Source organism: Gordonia sp. J1A (assembly GCF_055393515.1).
On record NZ_AP041607.1, the window covers coordinates 3,681,463 to 3,700,722 of the forward strand.

Annotated in this window: 18 protein-coding genes and 1 riboswitch; of the genes, 4 read left to right on the forward strand and 14 right to left on the reverse strand. The window is 69.0% G+C overall.

The window, feature by feature from the left end; genetic code table 11:
• The first annotated feature begins 51 nt into the window (after nt 1–51).
• The gene (locus ACZ5QD_RS17110; RefSeq protein WP_412475503.1) at nt 52–873 is read left to right on the forward strand and encodes a hypothetical protein; all 822 of its coding nucleotides are present in this window, start codon (nt 52–54) and stop codon (nt 871–873) included.
• Between the two features lie 186 nt (nt 874–1,059).
• On the opposite strand, the gene ACZ5QD_RS17115 is transcribed toward ACZ5QD_RS17110, so the two are convergent.
• The 4 genes from ACZ5QD_RS17115 to ACZ5QD_RS17130 form a co-directional block, all read right to left on the reverse strand.
• Nucleotides 1,060–2,310 carry an MCE family protein gene (locus ACZ5QD_RS17115; RefSeq protein WP_464366963.1) on the reverse strand — a complete coding sequence of 417 codons (1,251 nt, stop codon included), beginning with the start codon at nt 2,308–2,310 and terminating at the stop codon, nt 1,060–1,062.
• 402 nt (nt 2,311–2,712) lie between these two features.
• Nucleotides 2,713–3,537 (reverse strand): ABC transporter ATP-binding protein, encoded by an 825-nt coding sequence (locus ACZ5QD_RS17120; protein WP_006894173.1) that lies wholly within the window; start codon nt 3,535–3,537, stop codon nt 2,713–2,715.
• Entirely contained in the window at nt 3,534–4,607 is a 1,074-nt protein-coding gene (locus ACZ5QD_RS17125; protein WP_006894174.1) for a FecCD family ABC transporter permease, read from the reverse strand. The genes ACZ5QD_RS17120 and ACZ5QD_RS17125 overlap by 4 nt, the downstream gene beginning before the upstream one ends.
• Nucleotides 4,604–5,800 carry an ABC transporter substrate-binding protein gene (locus ACZ5QD_RS17130; protein WP_464366964.1) on the reverse strand — a complete coding sequence of 399 codons (1,197 nt, stop codon included), beginning with the start codon at nt 5,798–5,800 and terminating at the stop codon, nt 4,604–4,606. Before ACZ5QD_RS17130 ends, ACZ5QD_RS17125 begins: the two co-directional genes overlap by 4 nt.
• A gap of 83 nt (nt 5,801–5,883) precedes the next feature.
• Nucleotides 5,884–5,940: riboswitch (cobalamin riboswitch) on the reverse strand.
• A 94-nt stretch (nt 5,941–6,034) separates the two neighbouring features.
• Here ACZ5QD_RS17130 and ACZ5QD_RS17135 point away from each other — a divergent pair.
• Entirely contained in the window at nt 6,035–6,745 is a 711-nt protein-coding gene (locus tag ACZ5QD_RS17135) for a rhomboid-like protein (RefSeq protein WP_045539885.1), read from the forward strand.
• Here ACZ5QD_RS17135 and ACZ5QD_RS17140 read toward each other — a convergent pair.
• From ACZ5QD_RS17140 to ACZ5QD_RS17155, 4 genes are all read right to left on the reverse strand, one after another.
• On the reverse strand, nt 6,697–8,742 hold the full coding sequence (locus tag ACZ5QD_RS17140) for a prolyl oligopeptidase family serine peptidase (protein ID WP_045539886.1): 2,046 nt from the start codon (nt 8,740–8,742) through the stop codon (nt 6,697–6,699). The two genes, ACZ5QD_RS17135 and ACZ5QD_RS17140, sit on opposite strands and share 49 nt — an antisense overlap.
• Before the next feature lie 37 nt (nt 8,743–8,779).
• Nucleotides 8,780–10,138 carry an MFS transporter gene (locus ACZ5QD_RS17145; protein WP_006894178.1) on the reverse strand — a complete coding sequence of 453 codons (1,359 nt, stop codon included), beginning with the start codon at nt 10,136–10,138 and terminating at the stop codon, nt 8,780–8,782.
• Nucleotides 10,139–10,370: 232 nt separating this feature from the next.
• On the reverse strand, nt 10,371–11,639 hold the full coding sequence (locus ACZ5QD_RS17150) for an NADH:flavin oxidoreductase (protein WP_006894179.1): 1,269 nt from the start codon (nt 11,637–11,639) through the stop codon (nt 10,371–10,373).
• The gene (locus ACZ5QD_RS17155; protein WP_006894181.1) at nt 11,636–12,217 is read right to left on the reverse strand and encodes a TetR/AcrR family transcriptional regulator; all 582 of its coding nucleotides are present in this window, start codon (nt 12,215–12,217) and stop codon (nt 11,636–11,638) included. The genes ACZ5QD_RS17150 and ACZ5QD_RS17155 overlap by 4 nt, the downstream gene beginning before the upstream one ends.
• Before the next feature lie 114 nt (nt 12,218–12,331).
• Here ACZ5QD_RS17155 and lpdA point away from each other — a divergent pair, with 114 nt between their 5' ends.
• Both lpdA and ACZ5QD_RS17165 read left to right on the forward strand, forming a co-directional pair.
• The gene (lpdA, locus tag ACZ5QD_RS17160) at nt 12,332–13,717 is read left to right on the forward strand and encodes a dihydrolipoyl dehydrogenase (protein ID WP_006894183.1); all 1,386 of its coding nucleotides are present in this window, start codon (nt 12,332–12,334) and stop codon (nt 13,715–13,717) included.
• A gap of 91 nt (nt 13,718–13,808) precedes the next feature.
• Nucleotides 13,809–14,684 carry a DNA-3-methyladenine glycosylase family protein gene (locus ACZ5QD_RS17165; protein ID WP_464366965.1) on the forward strand — a complete coding sequence of 292 codons (876 nt, stop codon included), beginning with the start codon at nt 13,809–13,811 and terminating at the stop codon, nt 14,682–14,684.
• Nucleotides 14,685–14,714: 30 nt separating this feature from the next.
• Here the strand turns inward: ACZ5QD_RS17165 and ACZ5QD_RS17170 are convergent, their stop codons facing one another.
• From ACZ5QD_RS17170 to ramB, 6 genes are all read right to left on the reverse strand, one after another.
• On the reverse strand, nt 14,715–15,368 hold the full coding sequence (locus ACZ5QD_RS17170; protein WP_045537540.1) for a helix-turn-helix domain-containing protein: 654 nt from the start codon (nt 15,366–15,368) through the stop codon (nt 14,715–14,717).
• Between the two features lie 18 nt (nt 15,369–15,386).
• Nucleotides 15,387–15,746 (reverse strand): cupin domain-containing protein, encoded by a 360-nt coding sequence (locus ACZ5QD_RS17175; RefSeq protein ID WP_045537542.1) that lies wholly within the window; start codon nt 15,744–15,746, stop codon nt 15,387–15,389.
• Entirely contained in the window at nt 15,733–16,545 is an 813-nt protein-coding gene (locus ACZ5QD_RS17180) for a class I SAM-dependent methyltransferase (RefSeq protein ID WP_464366966.1), read from the reverse strand. The genes ACZ5QD_RS17175 and ACZ5QD_RS17180 overlap by 14 nt, the downstream gene beginning before the upstream one ends.
• A gap of 73 nt (nt 16,546–16,618) precedes the next feature.
• The gene (locus ACZ5QD_RS17185; protein ID WP_006894188.1) at nt 16,619–17,263 is read right to left on the reverse strand and encodes a class I SAM-dependent methyltransferase; all 645 of its coding nucleotides are present in this window, start codon (nt 17,261–17,263) and stop codon (nt 16,619–16,621) included.
• Complete coding sequence (locus ACZ5QD_RS17190; protein ID WP_045537545.1) at nt 17,260–17,811, reverse strand: carboxymuconolactone decarboxylase family protein; 552 nt, start codon at nt 17,809–17,811, stop codon at nt 17,260–17,262. The genes ACZ5QD_RS17185 and ACZ5QD_RS17190 overlap by 4 nt, the downstream gene beginning before the upstream one ends.
• A 27-nt stretch (nt 17,812–17,838) precedes the next feature.
• Entirely contained in the window at nt 17,839–19,248 is a 1,410-nt protein-coding gene (gene ramB / locus ACZ5QD_RS17195; protein WP_082083902.1) for an acetate metabolism transcriptional regulator RamB, read from the reverse strand.
• Between the last annotated feature and the right edge of the window lie 12 nt (nt 19,249–19,260).

Below are 19,260 nucleotides of genomic sequence, written 5' to 3' on the forward strand. Positions count from 1 at the left end.
CGGCCTCGTCGGCTTGGCAGTCCGCCGCGATCACCCGGTAGCCTCGGCACCGTGCGAAGCGTAGTTTCCGGCCTGTTCACCGTGGTCGCGATGATCTGCATGATCGTCGCGGTGCCGAGCATGTGGCTGTCACAGAGAGTCGTGTCGTCGGACGGGTTCACCTCTTCGGCGGCGGAAGCCGCGCACAGCTCCGAAGTGCAGGACTACTTCGCCCAGAAGGTCGCGGCGTCGGTGGAGGAGAACACCGGATCCAAGGTCGCGAGCGACCTGGTACTGCCCGCCGCGAAGAACTACGCGCGCAGCGACGGCTTCGTCGAGGACTTCTCCGAGGTCGCGAGGCAGCAGCACAGTTGGCTCTTCACCGCTCCGGCACCGGACGCCGACCTGCACATGATGGAACTCGACATCAGTCCGATGATCAATCGGGTGATCGCGTCGGCCCCCATCCCGGTGCCCGTGTCCATCGGTCATCCGGTGATCGTGACGATCGATCAGAGCCAGATCACTGCGGGGTCGCTCGAAGACAGTGGAAAGATCATCGACGTCGTGTCGTGGGTGACGGTGATCGGCGCCGTGATCGCGGCGGTCATCGCACTGCTCGTGGCCAACCGCCGCAGCACCGTCCTCGCGTGGCTCGGCGTCGGTGCGGTCCTGGCGGGCGTTGCCGGCTGGGGGCTGGCGGCATTCACCAAGCACATCGTGAGCGAGCGGCTGGCCGACACCGAGCAGGCCGCGCGCTCCACCATCGAGGTGGTGGTCGGGGTGATCGCCGATCACCTCACGACGGTGTCGTTGTTCGTCGGGGTCGCCGGCGCGGTGGTGGCGGTCGTGGGCGTCATCTCGCGCGTCGCGGCGGGACGACGCTACGCGTAGCGGTACCGGGGTCCGGTCCGGCGGTTTCGACTCGCTCCGCTCGCTCAACCAGCGGGAAGGCGAGCCCGTGTCAGTCGAGTCGAGCGAGCCGCATCCCTTCCATGGGGTTGCGTGACGTTCCCGCTGGTCGTGTGACGTTCCAGGCTTGTTGAGCGAGCGGAGCGAGTCGAAACCCCCGACCCCCCATCACGATCGCGGTCGCACGCCCATGAGTTGCGCGAGCTGAGTGGCGAGGGGGTTGAGGTTCAACTTGTCCGGGTCCTTCTTGGCCGTGTGATCCCACGGTTGCGCGTAGGCGGGATCGGCGAGTGCAGCGTTGTTCGCGCCGCGGACCGCCGTCGGGCTGCCGGTCGGCACCGTGCAGTGCACATCGGTGTTGAACGGGAAGTCGTCGTAACTCTGGTCGAAATCCGGGTTCTTGCGCTTGATCTCGGCGATCATCTTCGCGGTGCTCTCGTAGCCGCGCGTGCACGACGGCGGGTTCCCCGTTTCGAGCACGATTCCGAATCGGATCGAACCGTCGGGCGAGGCCGCCGTATGGCTGCCCGCCGACAGTGCCGAGAGCATCCAGAACGTCGGCTCGGCGGCATAGGACGCCGGAGCGATCGCGTGGACCGTCCCGCCGAGCCGGCCGATCAGTTCGGTGGCCTCGTCGCCGGTCTCGTCGAGGAGACGGGAGAGCGCCGACGCAGCGCGCGGACCGTCGGTGAGGATCCGGCGGACCGCCGGATCCGATGACGCCAGCGTCGCGGTGACCGCGTCGAGATTCTTCGACCAGCGCAGAATCTCGTCGGACTGCTCGTTCTGGGTCGCCAGAACCGAGTCGGCGGAGGTGATGAGCCCGATCGTCTCGTCGAGGCTTTCGACGCCCTCCTTCGACAGACGGTCGAGGGAGTCGACGAGCCGGCTCATGTCGTCTCCGCGGCCGTTGAACGCCGCGCCCAGTTCGGTGACGGTTCTGCGCAGCGCATCGACGGGGATCGTGTCGGTCAGGTCGATGGCCGACCGCACCACTTCGTCGAGCCGAGGCGGCAGCCGGTTCTCGTCGATCACCGAGCCGTCGCGCAGGTACGGTCCCGCGTCGGAGGGCGGCTGCAGATCCAGGAACTGTTCTCCGATCGCCGATCGGTCGGCGACGACGGCGACCGCCGAGGCCGGAACCTTCGCCTCGCTCGAGTCGAGGGCCAGAGTGACGTCGATCCCGCCCGGGACGATCGACATCTTCTGCACCCGGCCGATCTCGACGCCGCGGTAGGTGACCTGCGCTTGCTCGAACAGTCCGCCGGAGTCGGGCATCCGCACGGTCACGTGGTACACCCCGACGCCTGCCGCCTGATCGAGGCGCGCGTATCGGATGCCGCCGTAGACCGACGCCACCAATCCGATCAGCAGCACGACGATCAACTGGGTGCGCACGAGACGACTGAGCGGCGGCATGCAATCCCTTTCCGGTCGGGCGAGTTCGAACGCCCGTGATTCATCCAGGAGCGTAGGAATTAACGGCAGAAGAATGCCGACGATCTGCGATGACATCGTGACCGTCGGTGCTTGCTGATGTTAAACGCAGGGGGTCGGAAGCGAGGCAAGCCCGGTATGTCGGGAGTGGGGCGGCTAACAGTGGTGATTCGGAGTGAGGCGGCGGGAGGAGAGGGCAGGGGGCGGGGTGTGTCACGGTGGGTGGGCGTGCGGGTGCGGATGGTTTCGACTCGCTGCGCTCGCTCAACCAGCGGGCGGGAAGCTCGCTCAGCCGGCGGGCGGGAGGCTCGCTCGGCCGGCGGGCGGGAGGCTCGCTCAACCAGCGGGTGGGAGGCTCGCTCGGCCGGCGGGCGGGAGGCTCGGTCAGCCGGCGGGCGGAGGCTCGACCGCCGGACGCTGCGACGAACCGTCCTTCACCTCGAAGACGAACCTCTCCGGGTCGAAGCGGAGCCGGCCTCGATCGAAGGCGGCGGAGACGGCGCCGGAGGAGGCCACGTCGAGCGGGGTGCCGGTGTGCATCACGCCGCCGGGGGCGAGGAGCCAGATCGCGTCCGAGAGGCGCATCGCCAGTTCCAGTTCGTGGGACGACACCAGGACCGTGAGACGCTGCTCGCGGGCCAGCGTACTCAGCAGATCCAAGAACTCGACGCGCGACGGTGCGTCCAGGTGTGAGGTCGGCTCGTCGAGCACGAGGAGTTCCGGATCCTGCGCGAGGGCGCGGGCGGCGAGGACGCGCTGCGCCTCGCCGTCGGACAGGTCGTGGAAGGGGCGGTCGGCCAGCGCCGCAGCGCGAACGGCCTCCAGCGCCCAGTCGACGCGCAGGCGATCATGGGCGCCGAGCCGGCCGGTGGCGCCCAGATAGGGAGTCCGGCCCAGCTCCACCACTTCTCGCGCGGTGAGCCGGCCCGGGTCGACGATCTGGGTCCCGACGGTCGCGATCCGGCGAGCCAGCCGGGCCGGCCTCATGCGTGTGACGTCGGTGCCGTCGGCGAGGAGAGCCGATCCCGACAGTGGTCGCTCCAGACCGCAGACGGTCCGCAGCAGTGTCGACTTTCCGGCGCCGTTCGGACCAATCAGTGTCGTCAACCGGCCCACCTGCGCCTCGGCGGTCAGATCGGAGGCGATGGTGACCGGCCGTCGGCCCCGGTAGCCGATGGTCAGCCCGGCGAGGGTGAGACCGGCCGTCATACCGCACCGCCGTTCCCACGACCGCGCAGCAGAACGGTGATGACCACCGGCGCGCCGATCAGAGCGGTGACCGCGTTGAGGGGCAGCGAACTGTCCTTACCCGGCAGATCTGCGACGATGCCGCACCAGATCGCGAGCAGCGCTCCCACGAGGACGCATCCGGGCAGAATCACCCGATGATTCGAGGTGCGGAACACTCCGCGCGCGAGATGCGGAATCACGAGACCGAGGAATCCGACGGGTCCGCAGTACGCGGTGACCACACCGGTGAGAACCGCGGCCGACAGCAGCGTGACGGTGCGGGTGAGACGCAGGTCGACGCCCATCGACCGCGCGTACTCCTCGCCGAGCAGCAGGGCGTTGAGCGCTCGCATCGAGGTCGACGACAGCAGGACGGCACCGAGGATCACCGGTGCGGCGACGCGCAGGTCGGACCACGACGTCGCGGAGAAGGTCCCCAGGCCCCAGATCATGTACTTCTGGACCGAGTCGGGATCGGCGTAGACGATGAGGACTGCGACGAGCGAGCCGGTGACGGCACCGATCATCACGCCGATCAGCAGCAGGGTCACCGCGCTGCGGACCCAGACCGCGAACAGCAGGATCAGTCCCAGCACCGCCGCGGCACCGAAGGCGGCGGCCACCACGCTTCCCGCTCGTCCCCAGCCCGCGAGGCCGCCGGCGAAGGTTGCGGCGCCGGTGACTCCGCCGCCCAGTGCGACCAGCGCCACGCCCAGGCTGGCGCCGGAGTTGGCGCCGAGCACATAGGGATCGGCGAGGGGGTTCCGGAACAGGGTCTGCATCTGCAGCCCGGCCACTCCGAGCGCGGCGCCGACCAGCGCGGCGGTCGCGATCCGCGGCAGCCGCACCTCGCGCAGAATGAAGTCGCTCCCCGCGTCGAGCGCGTGACCGCCGGTCAGTACCCGGAGCGTCTCCGCGGGCGGGATCGCGACCGATCCGACCGCGGCGGCCACCAGCAGCGACGCGAGGAGTGCGACGGCGAGTCCGACCCAGACCCCGGATCGGGCGCGTGGTCGCCGGGCGGCCGCCGAGGTCCGGACCGGTGTCATCGCTGCGGCAGATGGATGTAGAACTCGAAGGCATGGCCCGGGAAGAGATCCGGGTGCGCAATTGCGGCGATGTCCGCCAACACGAGGTCCGGGCGCAGCACACCCGTCTCCCAGTAGTCGTTGCCGCCACCGGAATTGACGGCCTTGGTGCTGTTCCACGCTTGTTTCGCCGGACCGGCGAAGGCGCGGTACCGCGGATCCTGCTTGTCGAGATCGGCCACAGAGTTCACCGTCGGGTCGCTCAGCAGCCACACGGCGGAATCACGGGCGCGGGCGATGACCGATTCGATCGACAACTGCAGGCTGCCCGCGGCGCGATCGTCGATCCACGGATAGGTGGCGCCGGCGTCGGCGACGAGCTTGCCGAAGTAGCTGCCCCCGGAGGGCATGGTCCACGAGCCGTTGGCGATCGAGCCGAGCAGGACCGGCGTCTTCGGCACTCCCGACAGCCGGTCGGCCACGCTGCGGTACTGGGACTTGATGTTCTGGTAGACGCTCGAGGCCTGCTTCTCGGTGCCGGTGAGGGCGGCGAAGAACTTGAGCCATTCGGCGCGGCCGAGTGGGCTCTCCTCCAGCCAGTCGGCGTCGGCGAGGACGGGAATGCCCGCGTCGCGGATCTTGCCGAAGGCCGGACTGTCGTTGCCGTCGGTCACGAGCACGTCCGGGCGTCCGGCGATCACCTTCTCAGCGTTGACGGCGCCGGCGTCGGTGAACTGCTGCACCTTCCCGGCGTCGATCCGCTCGACGATCTCGGGAGTGGAGACGAAGCCGGTGGTCGCGACCCCGGTCACCGCATCGGCCGCGCCGAGAGCGGCGAGTCCCGGCAGATGCGTCGTCGAGCCCGCGTAGACGGTCCGCACGGGAACCTCGACCTGAGGCGCGTCCGCGAGTTCTCCGGTCAGCTTCGGGGCGGGGGCGCCGCATCGCACCAGAACGTACGACGCCGGCGGCGCTCCCTGCGCCGGATGCGCCACGGTAACGACCTGGTACGAGCGGTGATACTCGATGGTCAGGCCGGTGGCGTCCTCGATCGTCGACTTCTCCGGGAAGTAGTCCTTCGACGGGTCGAAGTCGGTGATGCAGTCGCGGGCGGCTCCCGCGGAGTGGGGCGCCGGCGACGAGCAAGCGCTCGCACCGAGCGGAATGAGGACGGCGATGCTCGCGAGCAGGGCGCCGATGCGTGGTGATCGCACGTGCAGACCTCCCTCGGGGAGGCTCCGCCCCCGGGATCTCGGTGGCGCGACGCAGGAGGGTCTGGCTGCCGCCCGCGGGGATCGTCTCCTGCCGGGCAGACCACAGTGGCGGGACCGCACCGGAATCGCACCGGATTTCCTCGTCTGGCATCGCGTGCTGGACGGCGCAAATCTAACACGCGCGGTTCGCGGGCAGATCTGGCGCGCGGTGGTCGGCGGGCCTACCGTGAGACGGTGACCAGCGTTCGGAGCAGGTGGCGCCGCGGCCTCGGCGCCGTCGCGCGATGGATTCGGAGCGCGCCGGTCACCTACGCGTGGCTGGTGATCCTGCTGGCCACCACCATCGTGGCGCACCGGGTGTCGCCGCAGCGGCTGGACCGGATCCTGGGCAAACGGTCGACGAACATCGACAACCTGCTGCACGATCCGGTCCGTGCGATCTTCGGCAGCCTGTTCTGGCTCGACGGCGCGTACTGGATTCCGTACGTCGTCGGATTCACGGTCTTCCTGGCGCCCGCGGAACGCTGGCTCGGCAGTCGGCGGTTCGTCGTCGTCGGCCTGAGCGGACACATTCTCGCGACCCTGGTCAGCCAGGGGCTCGTCGGCGCCGAGATCGCGCGCGGCGACGCCAATCCGTCGCTCACTTACGCCATTGACGTCGGGGTCAGCTACTTCATGGCATCGGTGATCGGCGTCCTGGCCTACCGGCTTCCGCGGCCGTGGCGGTGGGTGTACGTCGCCGGGGCGACGGTCGCCTTCTGCGCACCGCTGGCGGTGGCTCCCGTGACCTTCACGGCGATCGGTCACGCGAGCGCGCTGCTCATCGGTTTCGCGTGGTATCCGATGGCCCGGGGACGGCCGATGCTGGACGTCGAGGCGACGGTGCGCCGGCTCCGTCAGCGCTCCGGAGCCGCGGCTCCGACTGTGCGCCACAGGAACTCGTAGGCCAGCGCCGATTTGAACGCCGCCTGGCGGTTGTCGGCCGCGCCGCCGTGCCCTCCCTCGATGTTCTCGTAGTACCGGACCGGGTGACCCTGTTCCTCCATCCGCGCCGCGAACTTCCGGGCGTGGCCGGGGTGCACGCGGTCGTCCCGAGTCGAGGTGGTCACGAGCATCTCGGGCATGGCGGCGTCGGCACGCAGCCGCTGATACGGCGAGTACCTCGAGATGAACTCCCACTCGTCCGGATCGTCCGGATCGCCGTACTCGGCCATCCACGACGCTCCGGCGAGCAACAGGTGGTACCGGCGCATGTCGAGCAGGGGGACCTGGCACACCAGCGCGCCGAACAGGTCCGGATAGGTGGTGGCCATGACCCCCATCAGCAGACCGCCGTTGGAGCCACCCTGCGCGGCCAACCGGGCCGGGGTGGTCAGTCCGCGCCCCACGAGGTCGCGGGCCACCGCCGCGAAGTCCTCGTACACCAGGTGTCGGCCGGCCTTCTGCGCCTGCGTGTGCCAGGCCGGGCCGTACTCGCCGCCCCCGCGGATGTTCGCGATCACGTAGATGCCGCCCCGGCTGATCCAGCTCCGCCCGGCGATACCGAGATAGCTGGGCGTCATCGAGTTCTCGAAGCCGCCGTATCCGTAGAGCAGGGTGGGACCGGACGCCACGTTGTCGCGTTTGACGACGAAATAGGGGACGGCCGTGCCGTCGTCGGACGTGGCGAAGAACTGTTGCGCCGACACGGCGGACGCGTCGTAGAACTCGGGGGACGATTTGATGACCGACACCCCCTCGGACGTGGAACCCTGGAGCAGGCTCGGGGCCTGGACGAAGGTGCTGGCCGACAACCAGATCTCGTCACTGTGATCGGGGTCGGTGTCGAGCACGCCGATCGTCGCGAGGTCGGGCAGCCCGTTCAGCGGCTCGGACTCCCAGGTGCCCAAGCGGAGAAGCTCGACGCGGGTGGCCACGTCGTGCAGCGTCACCATCACCAGGTGCGAGCGGGTGTACGCGAGGTCCTGCAGGCTGGTGTGCGCGTCGGGAGTGAACAGCACGCGGTGGGTGCGGTCGCCCGACAGGTACGAGGGATAATCGAAGAGCAGCAGCGCTCCGGCCGGATGCTCCTGGCCGTCGACCGTCCACGGCGACCGCGTCAGGACCGTCAGCCAGTCGTGACGGACGTCGAAGTGCGAGTCGGTCGGCACGTCGATGCGGAGGAGTTCGTCGCCGCGCAGTTCGTAGGCGATCTCGTTGAAGAAGTCCACCGACCGGGAGACGAAGTGCCGCACATGGCCGGGCGTCCGGTCGCAGGCTGCGCCGACGGCGACGTCGGACATCTCGCCCGCGAAGACCGTCGGGGCGTCCGCCACGTCGGTGCCACGCGACCAGCGCCGGACGGTCCTCGGATAACCGGAGGAGGTCAGCGCGGCCAGCCCGTCCGGAGTCTCGCCGAAGTCGGTGCCGACGTACACCGTGTCGCTGTCGATCCAGCTGACGGACGACTTGGCCTCCGGCAGGACGAAGCCGTCGTCCACCCAGTCCCGCGCGAGTACGTCGAATTCCCGCACCACTGCCGCGTCGGCCCCGCCTCGCGACAGCGAGATCAGCGCGCGGTCGTACTCGGGCCGGTTCATGGTGGCGCCCGACCACACCCAGTTCTCACCCTCCGCCGCGGCGAGGGCGTCGACGTCGATCAGGACGTCCCATTCGGGTTCGGCGGAGCGGTAGCTGTCGAGAGTGGTACGCCGCCAGAGACCTTTCGGGTGCGCCGAATCGCGCCAGAAGTTGTAGAGGAAGCCGCCGCGCCGGCGCACGTACGGAATGCGTTCGTCGTTGTCGAGCACTTCGAGGGCGCCGGCTTCGAGTTCGGCGAAGCGCTCCGAGCCGGTCAGCTCGGCGACGGTGGGAGCGTTGTGCTCACGCACCCACCGCAGGGCGTCGTCGCCGGTCACGTCTTCGAGCCACAGGTACGGATCGTCGTCGGTCACGGCGTCCAACGTACCGGCGCCGGCGCGGCGGCCTTCCGGTGGCGGGCTACGCGCCCACCCGCGAGGTCTCGACAGCGTCCTCGACCGGCTCGGCACCCGGAGTCTTGGTTCCGGCGATCGAGCAACCGGCGGTCTCGCGCAGGAAGCTGAGGGCGATACCGCCCACCACGCACGCGGCCATCATGTACACGGCCGGGAAAAGGTTCCAGCCGGTCTGGTCGACGACGGCGTCGTTGACCAGGGGTGCCGTACCGCCGAAGGCGGCGGTGGACAGGTTGTACGAGATCGCGAAGCCCGCATAGCGCACGTGAGTGGGGAACATCGCGGGGAAGGTCGCCGAAATGGTCGCCAGCTGCGGGATGTAGAGGACGCCGAGCACGACGAATCCGACGATCGCCCATCCGAAACCCTGGCCCATCAGCCAGTACATCGGCAGCGCGAAGACGAACAGACCCACGAGGGAGACCCGCCACATCGGTTTGCGGCCGGTGCTGTCGGACCACATGCCGAACACCGGGATGAGCAGCATCATCACCACCTGGCCGATCAGGACCACCACCGAGGCGGTGTCCTCGCTCAGGCCGATGGTGCCCTTGAGGTACTGCGGCTGGTAGGCCAGCAGGGTGTAGTTCGCGATGTTGAGCGCGACCACCATGCCGAACATGATGAGGATCGGCTTCCAGTAGTGCACCAGCGTCTGACGCAGCTGACCGGTGATTCCGCCCGGATCGGCGACCTTCTTCTCCACATCGGTGTACAGCGGCGGATCGTCGAGCTGCGACCGCAGGTAGAGGCCGGCCAGACCCAGGGGGAGAGCGATCAGGAACGGGATGCGCCAGCCCCATTCCTGCATCTGCGACTCGCTCAGGCCGAGGTTCATCAGCAGGACGATGGCGGTTCCCGAGGCGAAGCCGGCCATGGTGCCGAACTCGAGGAAGCTGCCGTACCGTCCGCGCTTGTCGGCCGGCGCGTACTCGGCCATGAACGTGGCCGCGCCGCCGTACTCGCCGCCGGTCGAGAAGCCCTGCACCACTCGCAGTGCGATCAGCAGGATCGGAGCCCAGATACCGATCGACGCGTGGGTCGGCAGTACGCCGATCAGCGCGGTGGCCAGCGAGATCAGCAGGATCGTCAGCGCCAGGACGTGTTTGCGGCCGAGGCGGTCGCCGATCGGTCCCCAGACGAAGCCGCCGAGCGGCCGGAGCACGAAGGAGACGGCGAAGCCGAGCATGGTGCCGATGGTGCCGAGGTGGCCGGGGAAGAACGCCTGGGTGAGGTAGGTGGTGGTCGCGGCGTAGACGCCGTAGTCGTACCACTCGGTGGCGTTGCCGATCGCGGACGCCGCGATCGCCTTCCGGAGCGTCGCCGTGGAGGTGGCGTCGGTGGAGACGGTCGAGTCAGTCATCTGACCTCCGAATTGTCGATAGTCGTTTCTCGGGTCGGGCGAACTGGATTCATTCGACGGCGGCGACGTGGAGCGCCGCGGATCTGACTACCACTTCCCCCGGCCGGTAGGGCCCATCGACTCTCGGGTCAGTGACCCGAACGGACTAATCCTGCCTATCACGTTTCGCGGACCAGTGGAAACCGCGCGGACCGCGGGGCGGGTGGTCCCGCGGTCCGCGCGACGGCCGGAATCAGCCTGCGGCGGTCAGCGGATCGGGGACCTCTCCGGTCCGGATCGGGCAGCGGGTGTGGGAGTAGATGGTCGGCATGCAGAGGTTGCAATGCACGCACTTGCTGCGGGTGGACGGGTCCGCCTCGATGAGGTGCGGCAGATCCGGCTCGCGCAGCAGCGCGCGGCCCATCGCGACGAAGTCGAAGCCCTCGTCCATCGCCGTCCGCATCGATGCGTGATCGGTCACGCCGCCGAGCAGGATCAGCGGCAGGGACACCGCCCTGCGGAGTTCGCGGGCGAGCGGAAGCAGGTAGGTGTCGGTGTACGGATAGTGCTTCAGGAACAGACGGCCGCCGAGCTTCATACCGGTCTTGACCGGTCCGGCCATCGCCTCGGCGAACGATTCCAGCGGCGGCTCGCCGTGGAACAGGTACATCGGATTCAGCAGCGAACTCCCCGCGGTGGGCTCGATGGCGTCGATGAACCCGTCGCTCTCGAACAGTTCGGCGTATTTGATCGCATCGTCGAGATTGGTGCAGCTCCAAGGTCTGCCACCGCGTCCGCGGGCGGGTTTGCCGAGGCCGTCGAACATGTTGAGCTTGGCCCAGACAGCGGCCTCGTCGCCGACCTCGTTGCGCACCGCTTCGAGGACTTCGCGGGCGAACCGGGCGCGATTCACGGCCGAGCCGCCGTATTCGTCGCGCCGGTGGTTCAGCAGCGGTGACATGAATGCGCTGAGCAGGTAGTTGTGGCCGCAGTGGATCTCCAAGCCGTCGAACCCGCTGTCGACGGCCAGCCGCGCGGCGGTGGCGAACTTGCGCACCAGTCCGGGGATGTCGTCGCGCGCGACCTTCGCGGTCAGCGACATGCCCATCGGCGCGGGGATCCGGCCCGGACCGAGCGCCGGAAGCCTGTTGGACACGGCGTTCGCGACCGGCCCGGCGTGCCCGAGTTGAGCTGCGGCCAGAGCGCCTTCGGCGTGGATCGCCGAGGTGAGCCGCTGCAGGCCCGGGACCGCCTCGGGCCGCATCCAGATCTGATGGCGGTCGGTGCGGCCTTCGGGCGCGATCGCGCAGTAGGCGACCGTCGACATCGCCGCGCCGCCCGCGGCCACCTCGCGGTGGAACTCGATGAGCTCGTCGGTCACCAGTGCGTCGGGCGTCATGGCCTCGAAGGTCGCGCACTTGATGATCCGGTTCCGGAGCGTGAGCGGTCCGAGCACAGCTGGGCTCAGCGGGTCGTTCCCGGCTCTCGGTGCGGGATCTTTCGGATTCGGGCTGGTGGTCATCGAATGCCTTTCGGTAGGCCGGCGAGGCCGGCGATGAGGAAGTCGGACAGGGCTGCGACGTTGTCGGGGGAGATCTCCCGGGGTGCGGCGAACTCGGTCATCATCAGGCCGAACGCGAAGCGCCAGCGGCGTCGTGCGACGTCGGGGTCCAGGCCGGGCACGGTGGCGGTGAGCAGTTCGGTCCACACGTCGAGCTGGAACCACCGGCTGTCCCACGGCGCTCGCGGATGAGTGAGCACGAATTGGGCGAGGGTGCGGACCAGGGGTGCGGTCTCGGGGGCGGCCTGCAACGCGATGAGCGGGTCGAGAATCGCCTCGACGATGTCGGTGACGGTGCGCGGACCCGCTTGGAGTGTGTCGAGCTGGTCGGACCATTCCGGTTCGAGGCGGTCTTGGAGCAGCGCGGCGACCAGGGCCTCCTTCGATCCGAAGTGGTAGTGCACGGCCGCGGGGTTGGCGCCGGCCTCGCCGCACACCGCCCGCACCGACAGGTCGTCGTAGGGCACGGCGGTGAGGAGTCGTTCGGCCGCGTCCAACAGGCGCGAGCGTGTGGTGGCGGCAGTCGGGTCGACGGGCATCTGTTGAGCAGATCACATTTCAATCAGCGTTTCAATCACTGATTGAATTGTGATGCGTGACTGAGCGTGACCGGACACCTGCGTGGCACACAGGGGAGAAGTACGCTGAACTGCGTGGCTGAACATTTTCAAACAGTTGTCCTGGGAGCCGGTCCCGGTGGGTACGTGGCCGCGATCCGGTCCGCCCAGCTGGGCATGAAGACCGCCGTCATCGAAGAGAAGTGGTGGGGAGGTGTCTGTCTCAACGTCGGGTGCATCCCCTCGAAGGCGTTGCTGCGCAACGCCGAACTCGCACACGTCTTCAATCACGAGGCCAAGACCTTCGGTATCAGCGGTGAGGTGAGCTTCGACTTCGGAGCCGCCTTCGACCGCAGCCGCAAGGTGTCCGACGGCATCGTGAAGGGCGTTCACTTCTTGATGAAGAAGAACGGCATCACCGAGATCGACGGATACGGCGTCTTCCGCGACGCTGAGACGATCGTCGTCGGAGATCGGGAGATCACCTTCGACAACGTCATCATCGACACCGGTTCCACCGTCAAGCTGCTCCCGGGCGTCGCGCTGAGCGACAACGTGGTGACCTACGAGACGCAGATCCTCACCCGCGATCTGCCCGGCTCGATCGTCATCGTGGGTGCCGGCGCCATCGGCATGGAGTTCGGGTACGTACTCGCCAACTACGGCGTCGACGTCACCATCATCGAGTTCATGCCGCGCGTGCTGCCGAACGAGGACGCCGACGTCTCGAAGGAGATCGCGAAGGCCTACAAGAAGCTCGGCGTCAAGATTCTCACCGGCACCGGTGTGCAGAGCGTCGACGACAACGGCGACAACGTCACGGTGACGTACAAGGACGCCAAGGGCGCCGACGGAAGCATCACCGTCGACAAGGTCCTGATGTCGGTCGGCTTCGCTCCCCGGGTGGAGGGCTACGGCCTGGAGAACACCGGTGTCGCACTCACCGACCGCGGCGCCATCGCGATCGACGACCACATGCGCACCAACGTTCCCGGCATCTACGCGATCGGCGACGTGACCGCCAAACTGCAGCTGGCCCACGTGGCCGAGGCGCAGGGCGTCGTGGCCGCCGAGACCATGGCCGGCGCCGAGACGATGACGCTGGGCGACTACCGGATGATGCCGCGCGCCACGTTCTGCCAGCCGCAGGTCGCGTCGTTCGGTCTCACCGAGGAGCAGGCCGAGGCCGAGGGCTACCGGATCACCGTCTCCAAGTTCCCGTTCAGCGCCAACGGCAAGGCTCAGGGCCTGGCCGCCCCGGCCGGCTTCGTGAAGCTCATCACCGATGCCGAGACCGAGGAACTGCTCGGCGGCCACCTGGTCGGCGACAACGTCTCCGAGATGCTGCCCGAACTGACGCTGGCGCAGAAGTGGGACCTCACCGCTCGTGAACTGGCCCGCAACGTCCACACCCATCCGACGATGAGCGAGGCTCTCCAGGAGACCTTCCACGGCGCGATCGGTCACATGATCAACCTGTAGCGACACCCGCTCAGATCCGCTCGGCGAGGGCGCCGCACCGACACCCGGTGCGGCGCCCTCGCGTCTGCGGTCCGCGCGCACAATGGGTGGCATGCTGCAGCGCGAGTGGACGCCCGGATGGCGTGTTCCGGTGCGCGCGATGCTCTCACTGCACCGCCGGGGGCGGGCCGATCCGGCGTACCGGGTGGCGACCGACGGATCCGTGTGGCGCGCGGTCCACACGCCCGACGGTCCCGGCACGCTCGCGGTCGCGGGCCGCGCCGACGGTTCGGTGCTCGCCCGGGCGTGGGGGCCCGGCGCGGGCTGGCTCGTCGAGAACGTGCCGGCGATGCTGGGTGCGCACGACGACCCCGCGGCGCTGACCCCCCTCGATCGGGCGGTCGCACGTCTGGCGGAACGGGTTCCCGACCTCCGCATCGGGCGCACCGACCGCGTCTGGGAGGCCCTGGTGGCGGCCGTCTTCGAACAGAAGGTGGTGGGCGACGAGGCCTACCGGGCCTGGCGCTATCTGCTGACCCGATACGGCGACCGCGCGCCCGGTCCGGTCCCGGCCGACATGAGGGTGCCGCCGCCGCGCCCGAGGTGGCGGGAGATCACCGAGTCGGACTGGCACCGGAGCGGGCTCGAACCGGTGCGCGCCCGGACCGTCAGAGCCGCCGCGACGGTCGACGTGGAGCGGAAGGCGGACCGCCTCACCGCCCTTCGCGGCATCGGCCCGTGGACCGCCGCGCACACCCGGATACGCGCGGTCGGTGACCCGGACGCGGTCCCGGTGGGCGACTATCACACTCCGTCGGTCGTCGGACTCGCATTGATCGGCGAGCGGGTCGACGACGACGGGATGCTGGAGTTGCTGGAACCGTATGCGGGCCAACGCTATCGGGTGATCCGGTTGTGCGAGCTGGGTGCGCGGATGCCGGCCCGTCGCGGACCGCGGATGCCGGTGCGCGACTACCGCTCGTTCTGACATCCGAGTCAGCGTGCAGGGGTGCGAACTTCAGGGGGTGCGAACTGCAGGAGTGTGAACTCCGGACAACCTCAGCACGAGTTCGCAGTCGCCGGCCGAATCGGGCGAGACGTCGACGGCATAGGCGCCTCCCAGTGCCGGGGACGCCTGTTCGAGTGCGAACTCCACCGCGCCGCGGACGATGCCGTGGGCGATCTCGGGGTTACGTGACGCGATGCTCTGCAGCGGGCAGCCGCAGACCGACAACTGGTGCTCGCCGAATGCGCTGAGCGCATCGGTCACCCGGAAGCCGAGCCGCGTCAGCATCGCCTCGACCACCGTCACCGGGTCGGGGACAGCGACCGCATCGATGTCGGCACCACGCCGGCCGCGTGCCCAGAGTCGGCCGGTCTCCGCGGCGACCCGTTCGCGTTCGGCCTCGGTCTCGCCGATGCGGCGCAGCAGCAGGTGCACGAGTTCGTCGGCGGACGGGGCGGGCACGATGCGGTAGACCACGCGCGGCCGCCCGACGCCGCGGGGTTCGGTGGTCTCGGTGACGGCCGAACCCTCGTCGACCAGGTTGTTCAGGTGGAACCGGGCGGTCGTGACGTGAACGCCCAGCGCATCGGCCACCTCATGCGCGTCCATTCCGTCCGGGGCGTCGGCGAGGAGCGCGCGGGCTCGGTCTCGAGGGCGCACGGGCATGGCGACCCCCTCCTGATGTCAGCTTCCGTGGATCATCACCAGTGTTACCGCACCGTCGGTGACCGCGTGCAGCGAGTGGGTCACCCGGGCGTCGACCCGGATCGCGGTGCCGGGTTCGAGCCGGACGGTGGCGCCCGCGACCGTGAAGTCCACGGCGCCCGACTGGCCGAGCACCACGATCGGGTGGGCGGCGAGGTGGTCGGGCATCTCCTGTCCCGCGCGGAAGGAGAGCCGAACGACGGTCTCGGTATCGCTCCGATGGATCCGCTTCACCGCCGGCTTCGACCCGGTGTCCCCGGTGTTGGGTGCGTTCAGTCCGGTCAGATAGGTGAACGGCGCCGCCGCCGTCTCACTGCCCGCTGTCTCACTGCTCGACATCGGGTTTCCTCACGATCACTTCGATGGCGGCCATCTGGTCACGGTACTTCGCGAACACCTTGCGCATCCCCAGGATCCGCTTGCGCGCCGACGGGTTGCGGGCCACGTTGAAGGCGATCCTCGCCGTCCCGGCCACACCCTCGTCGGCGATCATCCGTGCGGGTTCCAGGAGCGCAATCGGCGCGAACCGCACGCGCTCGACGACGAACCCCGATCGCTCCAGAGCCTCGCGCCACTCGGCCTCGGTGAGCGGGCGGGCGTTCACCTTGATCGAGCGTGCCAGCGCTTTGCGGATCTCGGTCTTCGCGTCGTCCGGCAGGGTGTCGGGATGCAGCGACAACTCGTGCACGGCGTATCGGCCTCCGGGACGCAGCACTCGGAACGCCTCGTCGATGATGGCGGATTTGCCTCGATCGGACTGCATGGTCAGCATCGCCTCGCCGACCACGACGTCGGCGCTCGCCGCATCGAGCCCGGTGTCGTCGGCGTCGGCGTGAACCACTCGGCCGCGGTCGCCGATCGCGGCCGCGGTCAGTGCGACGGCCTGCTCATCGGCTTCCACGCCGAGGTAGCTCCGCGGCCGGCGGCCGAGGATCTCGACCGCGGTCTTGCCGAGGCCCGGTGCCAGTTCCACCACGTCGGCGCCGGCGAGCGCGGCATCGTCGAGCAAGGCGGCGGTGAGCTCGCGGCCGCCGGGCCGCAGCACGCGCTTGCCGACCTTGGCGAGCAGCCAGTGGCCGGGCAGATCCTCGTCCCGGCGGTCGGACAGAGGGAGCTCTCCTGTATGCGGATCGGACATGACCACTCCTGCCTATTCAGCGGAATAAATTCCTTTAAATAGGCTAGCCTAAGCTAGTTCGCTTGCCTAGGGGTCAGACGCGAGGTCGCCGCGCGTGAACGTATTGGCCGACGCCGGTGATGGTCTGCTCCACGTGTGTCATCCCGAGATCGTCGAACCGGTCCAGCAACTCCCGGCGCCCGAAGATCCGCAGTCCCGACAGCCCGGCGACGAGATCGGCGCCGGGGACTGCGGCGATCGACGATCGCACGGAGGTGAAGACGATCAGTTCGCCGCCCGGCTTCACCACGCGGGCCATCTCGTCGAGCACAGGGAGCGGGTCGGGGATCAGGTAGAGCGCGGCGAGGCACATCACGGTGTCGAACGACGCGTCCGGCACCGGCAGTCGGTGGGCGTCGCCGCGGACGTAGGCGATGCGGTCGTCGCGGTGATCGCGCTGCGCCTGTTCGAGCATGCTCGCGGAGAAGTCGAGGCCGACGTACCGGCCGTCGCCCGTGAGCCCCGAGGCGGCGTCCCGGCTGTAGTTGCCGGGGCCGCAGGCGACGTCGAGGACGAGCCGTTCGCCGGGCCTGGCCAGGTAGGCGCGCAGCGCGCGGTCGTAGTCCAGAGTCTGCGATCCGCCGAGGCTGAAGCCCCTGGTGAACACCGGCCGCCAGAGGCGCTCGTAGATCTGCGAGAACGCCGGGTTGCCCATGAGTCGTTGCGCCACGGAGGTCATCGGCGACCGCTTCCCCGGAACTCGTCACGCTGGACGCGGAGCGCGGTGATGGTGGTCGCGAGCCCGTCGTACTGCTCCACCAGCAGGACGAAGGCGACGGCGCGGCGCTCGTCGAGGTGCCGGCGCAGCGCCTGCCAGGTCTGATCGCCCAGGTCGCGCTCGGCGACGAGTTCGTCCACGGCCGACAGCAGGGTTCGCTCGCGGTCGCCCCAGCCGGCGTCGGGTCCATCGAGGATCTGCTCGAACGCCTCAGCGGTGATCCCCGCGCGTGCCCCCAGACGTCGATGGTGGTCGAGCTCGTAGTCGCAGGAGCGCAGGTGGGCGACGCGGATGATGATCATCTCGGTCTCTTTGCGCGACAGTTCGCCGAACGGCATCATGCGCGACGAGTAGTGCAACCAACCGCGGAACAGGCCCCGGCTGCGGCCGAGCGTGGCGAAGATGTGCGGGTCGTCGGTGCCGGTGGCCAGGCCCATCGCGCGGACCACCAGCCAGTTCACCGGGCCGAGTTCGCGCAGAGTGCCGGGGGCGACGCGAGGTGTATTCATGTCGACCCAAGGTAGTCCAGCCGCGGCTCACCCCGGCATGTACGGAGAAACCGTGCTGCGGTGTTCGTCGATCGCCAGATTGGCACCGAGTTGTGGAAAGGCGCGCTGGGGGCAGTTGAGACGGTCGCAGACCCGGCACCCGGCGCCGATCGGCGTCGTTCGCGCATCGGTGCCGATCTCCGTGCCGTCGGAGTAGACGATGCGTCCGGCGTGGCGCAGTTCGCAGCCCATGCCGATCGCGAACGACTTGCCGGGCTGCCCGTACCGCGCAGCGCGCCGCTCCACGGTGCGCGACACCCAGAAGTACTCGCGGCCGTCCGGCATCTCGGTGATCTGGGTCAGGATCTTGCCCGGCGAGACGAATGCCTCGTACACGTTCCAGAGCGGGCAGGTGCCGCCGCTGGAGGAGAAGTTGAAGCCGGTGGCCGACTGCCTCTTGGACATGTTCCCGGCGCGGTCGACGCGGACGAAGGTCCACGGGACTCCGCGCAGACTCGGCCGCTGGAGCGTCGAGAGCCGATGGCAGATGGTCTCGTACGAGACGGCGTAGAAGGCCGAGAGGCGTTCGATGTCGTAGCGGAAGTCCTCGGCCGCACCGTGGAACTGCCCGTAGGGCAGCATTGCGGCGGCGGCGAAGTAGTTGGCCAGCCCCTGTCGGCCGAGGGCCACGGCGTCGTCTGTGGTGAACCCGCCGTCGGCCACGAGTTCGTCGATCAGATCGCCGAACTCGAGGTAGGCCAGTTCCGCGGCGATCTTGAAGGTGCGCTGGCCGGCGGAGAGCGCCGCGGAGAATTCCAGCTGGCGCCGCTCGGGGTCGAACCGGTGCAGCACGTCGTCGCCCAGGTCCACGCGCCGGATGATCCGCACGCCGTGCCGGTCCTCGAGGCGCGAGGCCAGGCCGGCGCGGATGTCGGCCGAGTGCATGCGCATCCGCGAGGTCAGGTCCTCGGCGGCCTCGTCCAGTTCGTGCACGTAGTTGCGACGTTGGTAGAAGAAGTTGCGGACCTCCTCGTGCGGGGCGCTGATGGTTCCGCGCGTGCCGGAGTCGCCGCGACCGGCCGTCGCCGCCGCGAGTTGCTCGGAGACCACGCGGTACCGCTGGTAGATCCCGACCAGTGCTTCGGCGATCGCCCGGTGGCTGCCGACCAGCGACGCCACCTCACCCGCCTCGCTGGCGGCGGGATCGAAGTCGAGGTCCTCGTCCAGCAGTGCCTCCCGCAGTTCGGCGACGAGCCGGACGTCGTCCTGCGGGTCGAAGAAGTCGATGTCGAGTCCGAACAGATCGGTGATCTTCGCCAGGACCGGGCCGGTCAGCGGCCGGTTGTCGTGCTCGATCTGGTTCAGGTACGACGCGGAGATGCCCAGCATGCCCGCCAGGGCCTGCTGCGAGAGTCCGCGGTCGGCGCGGAGCCCGCGGATCCGCCCGCCGACGAACATCTTCTGGCCGGC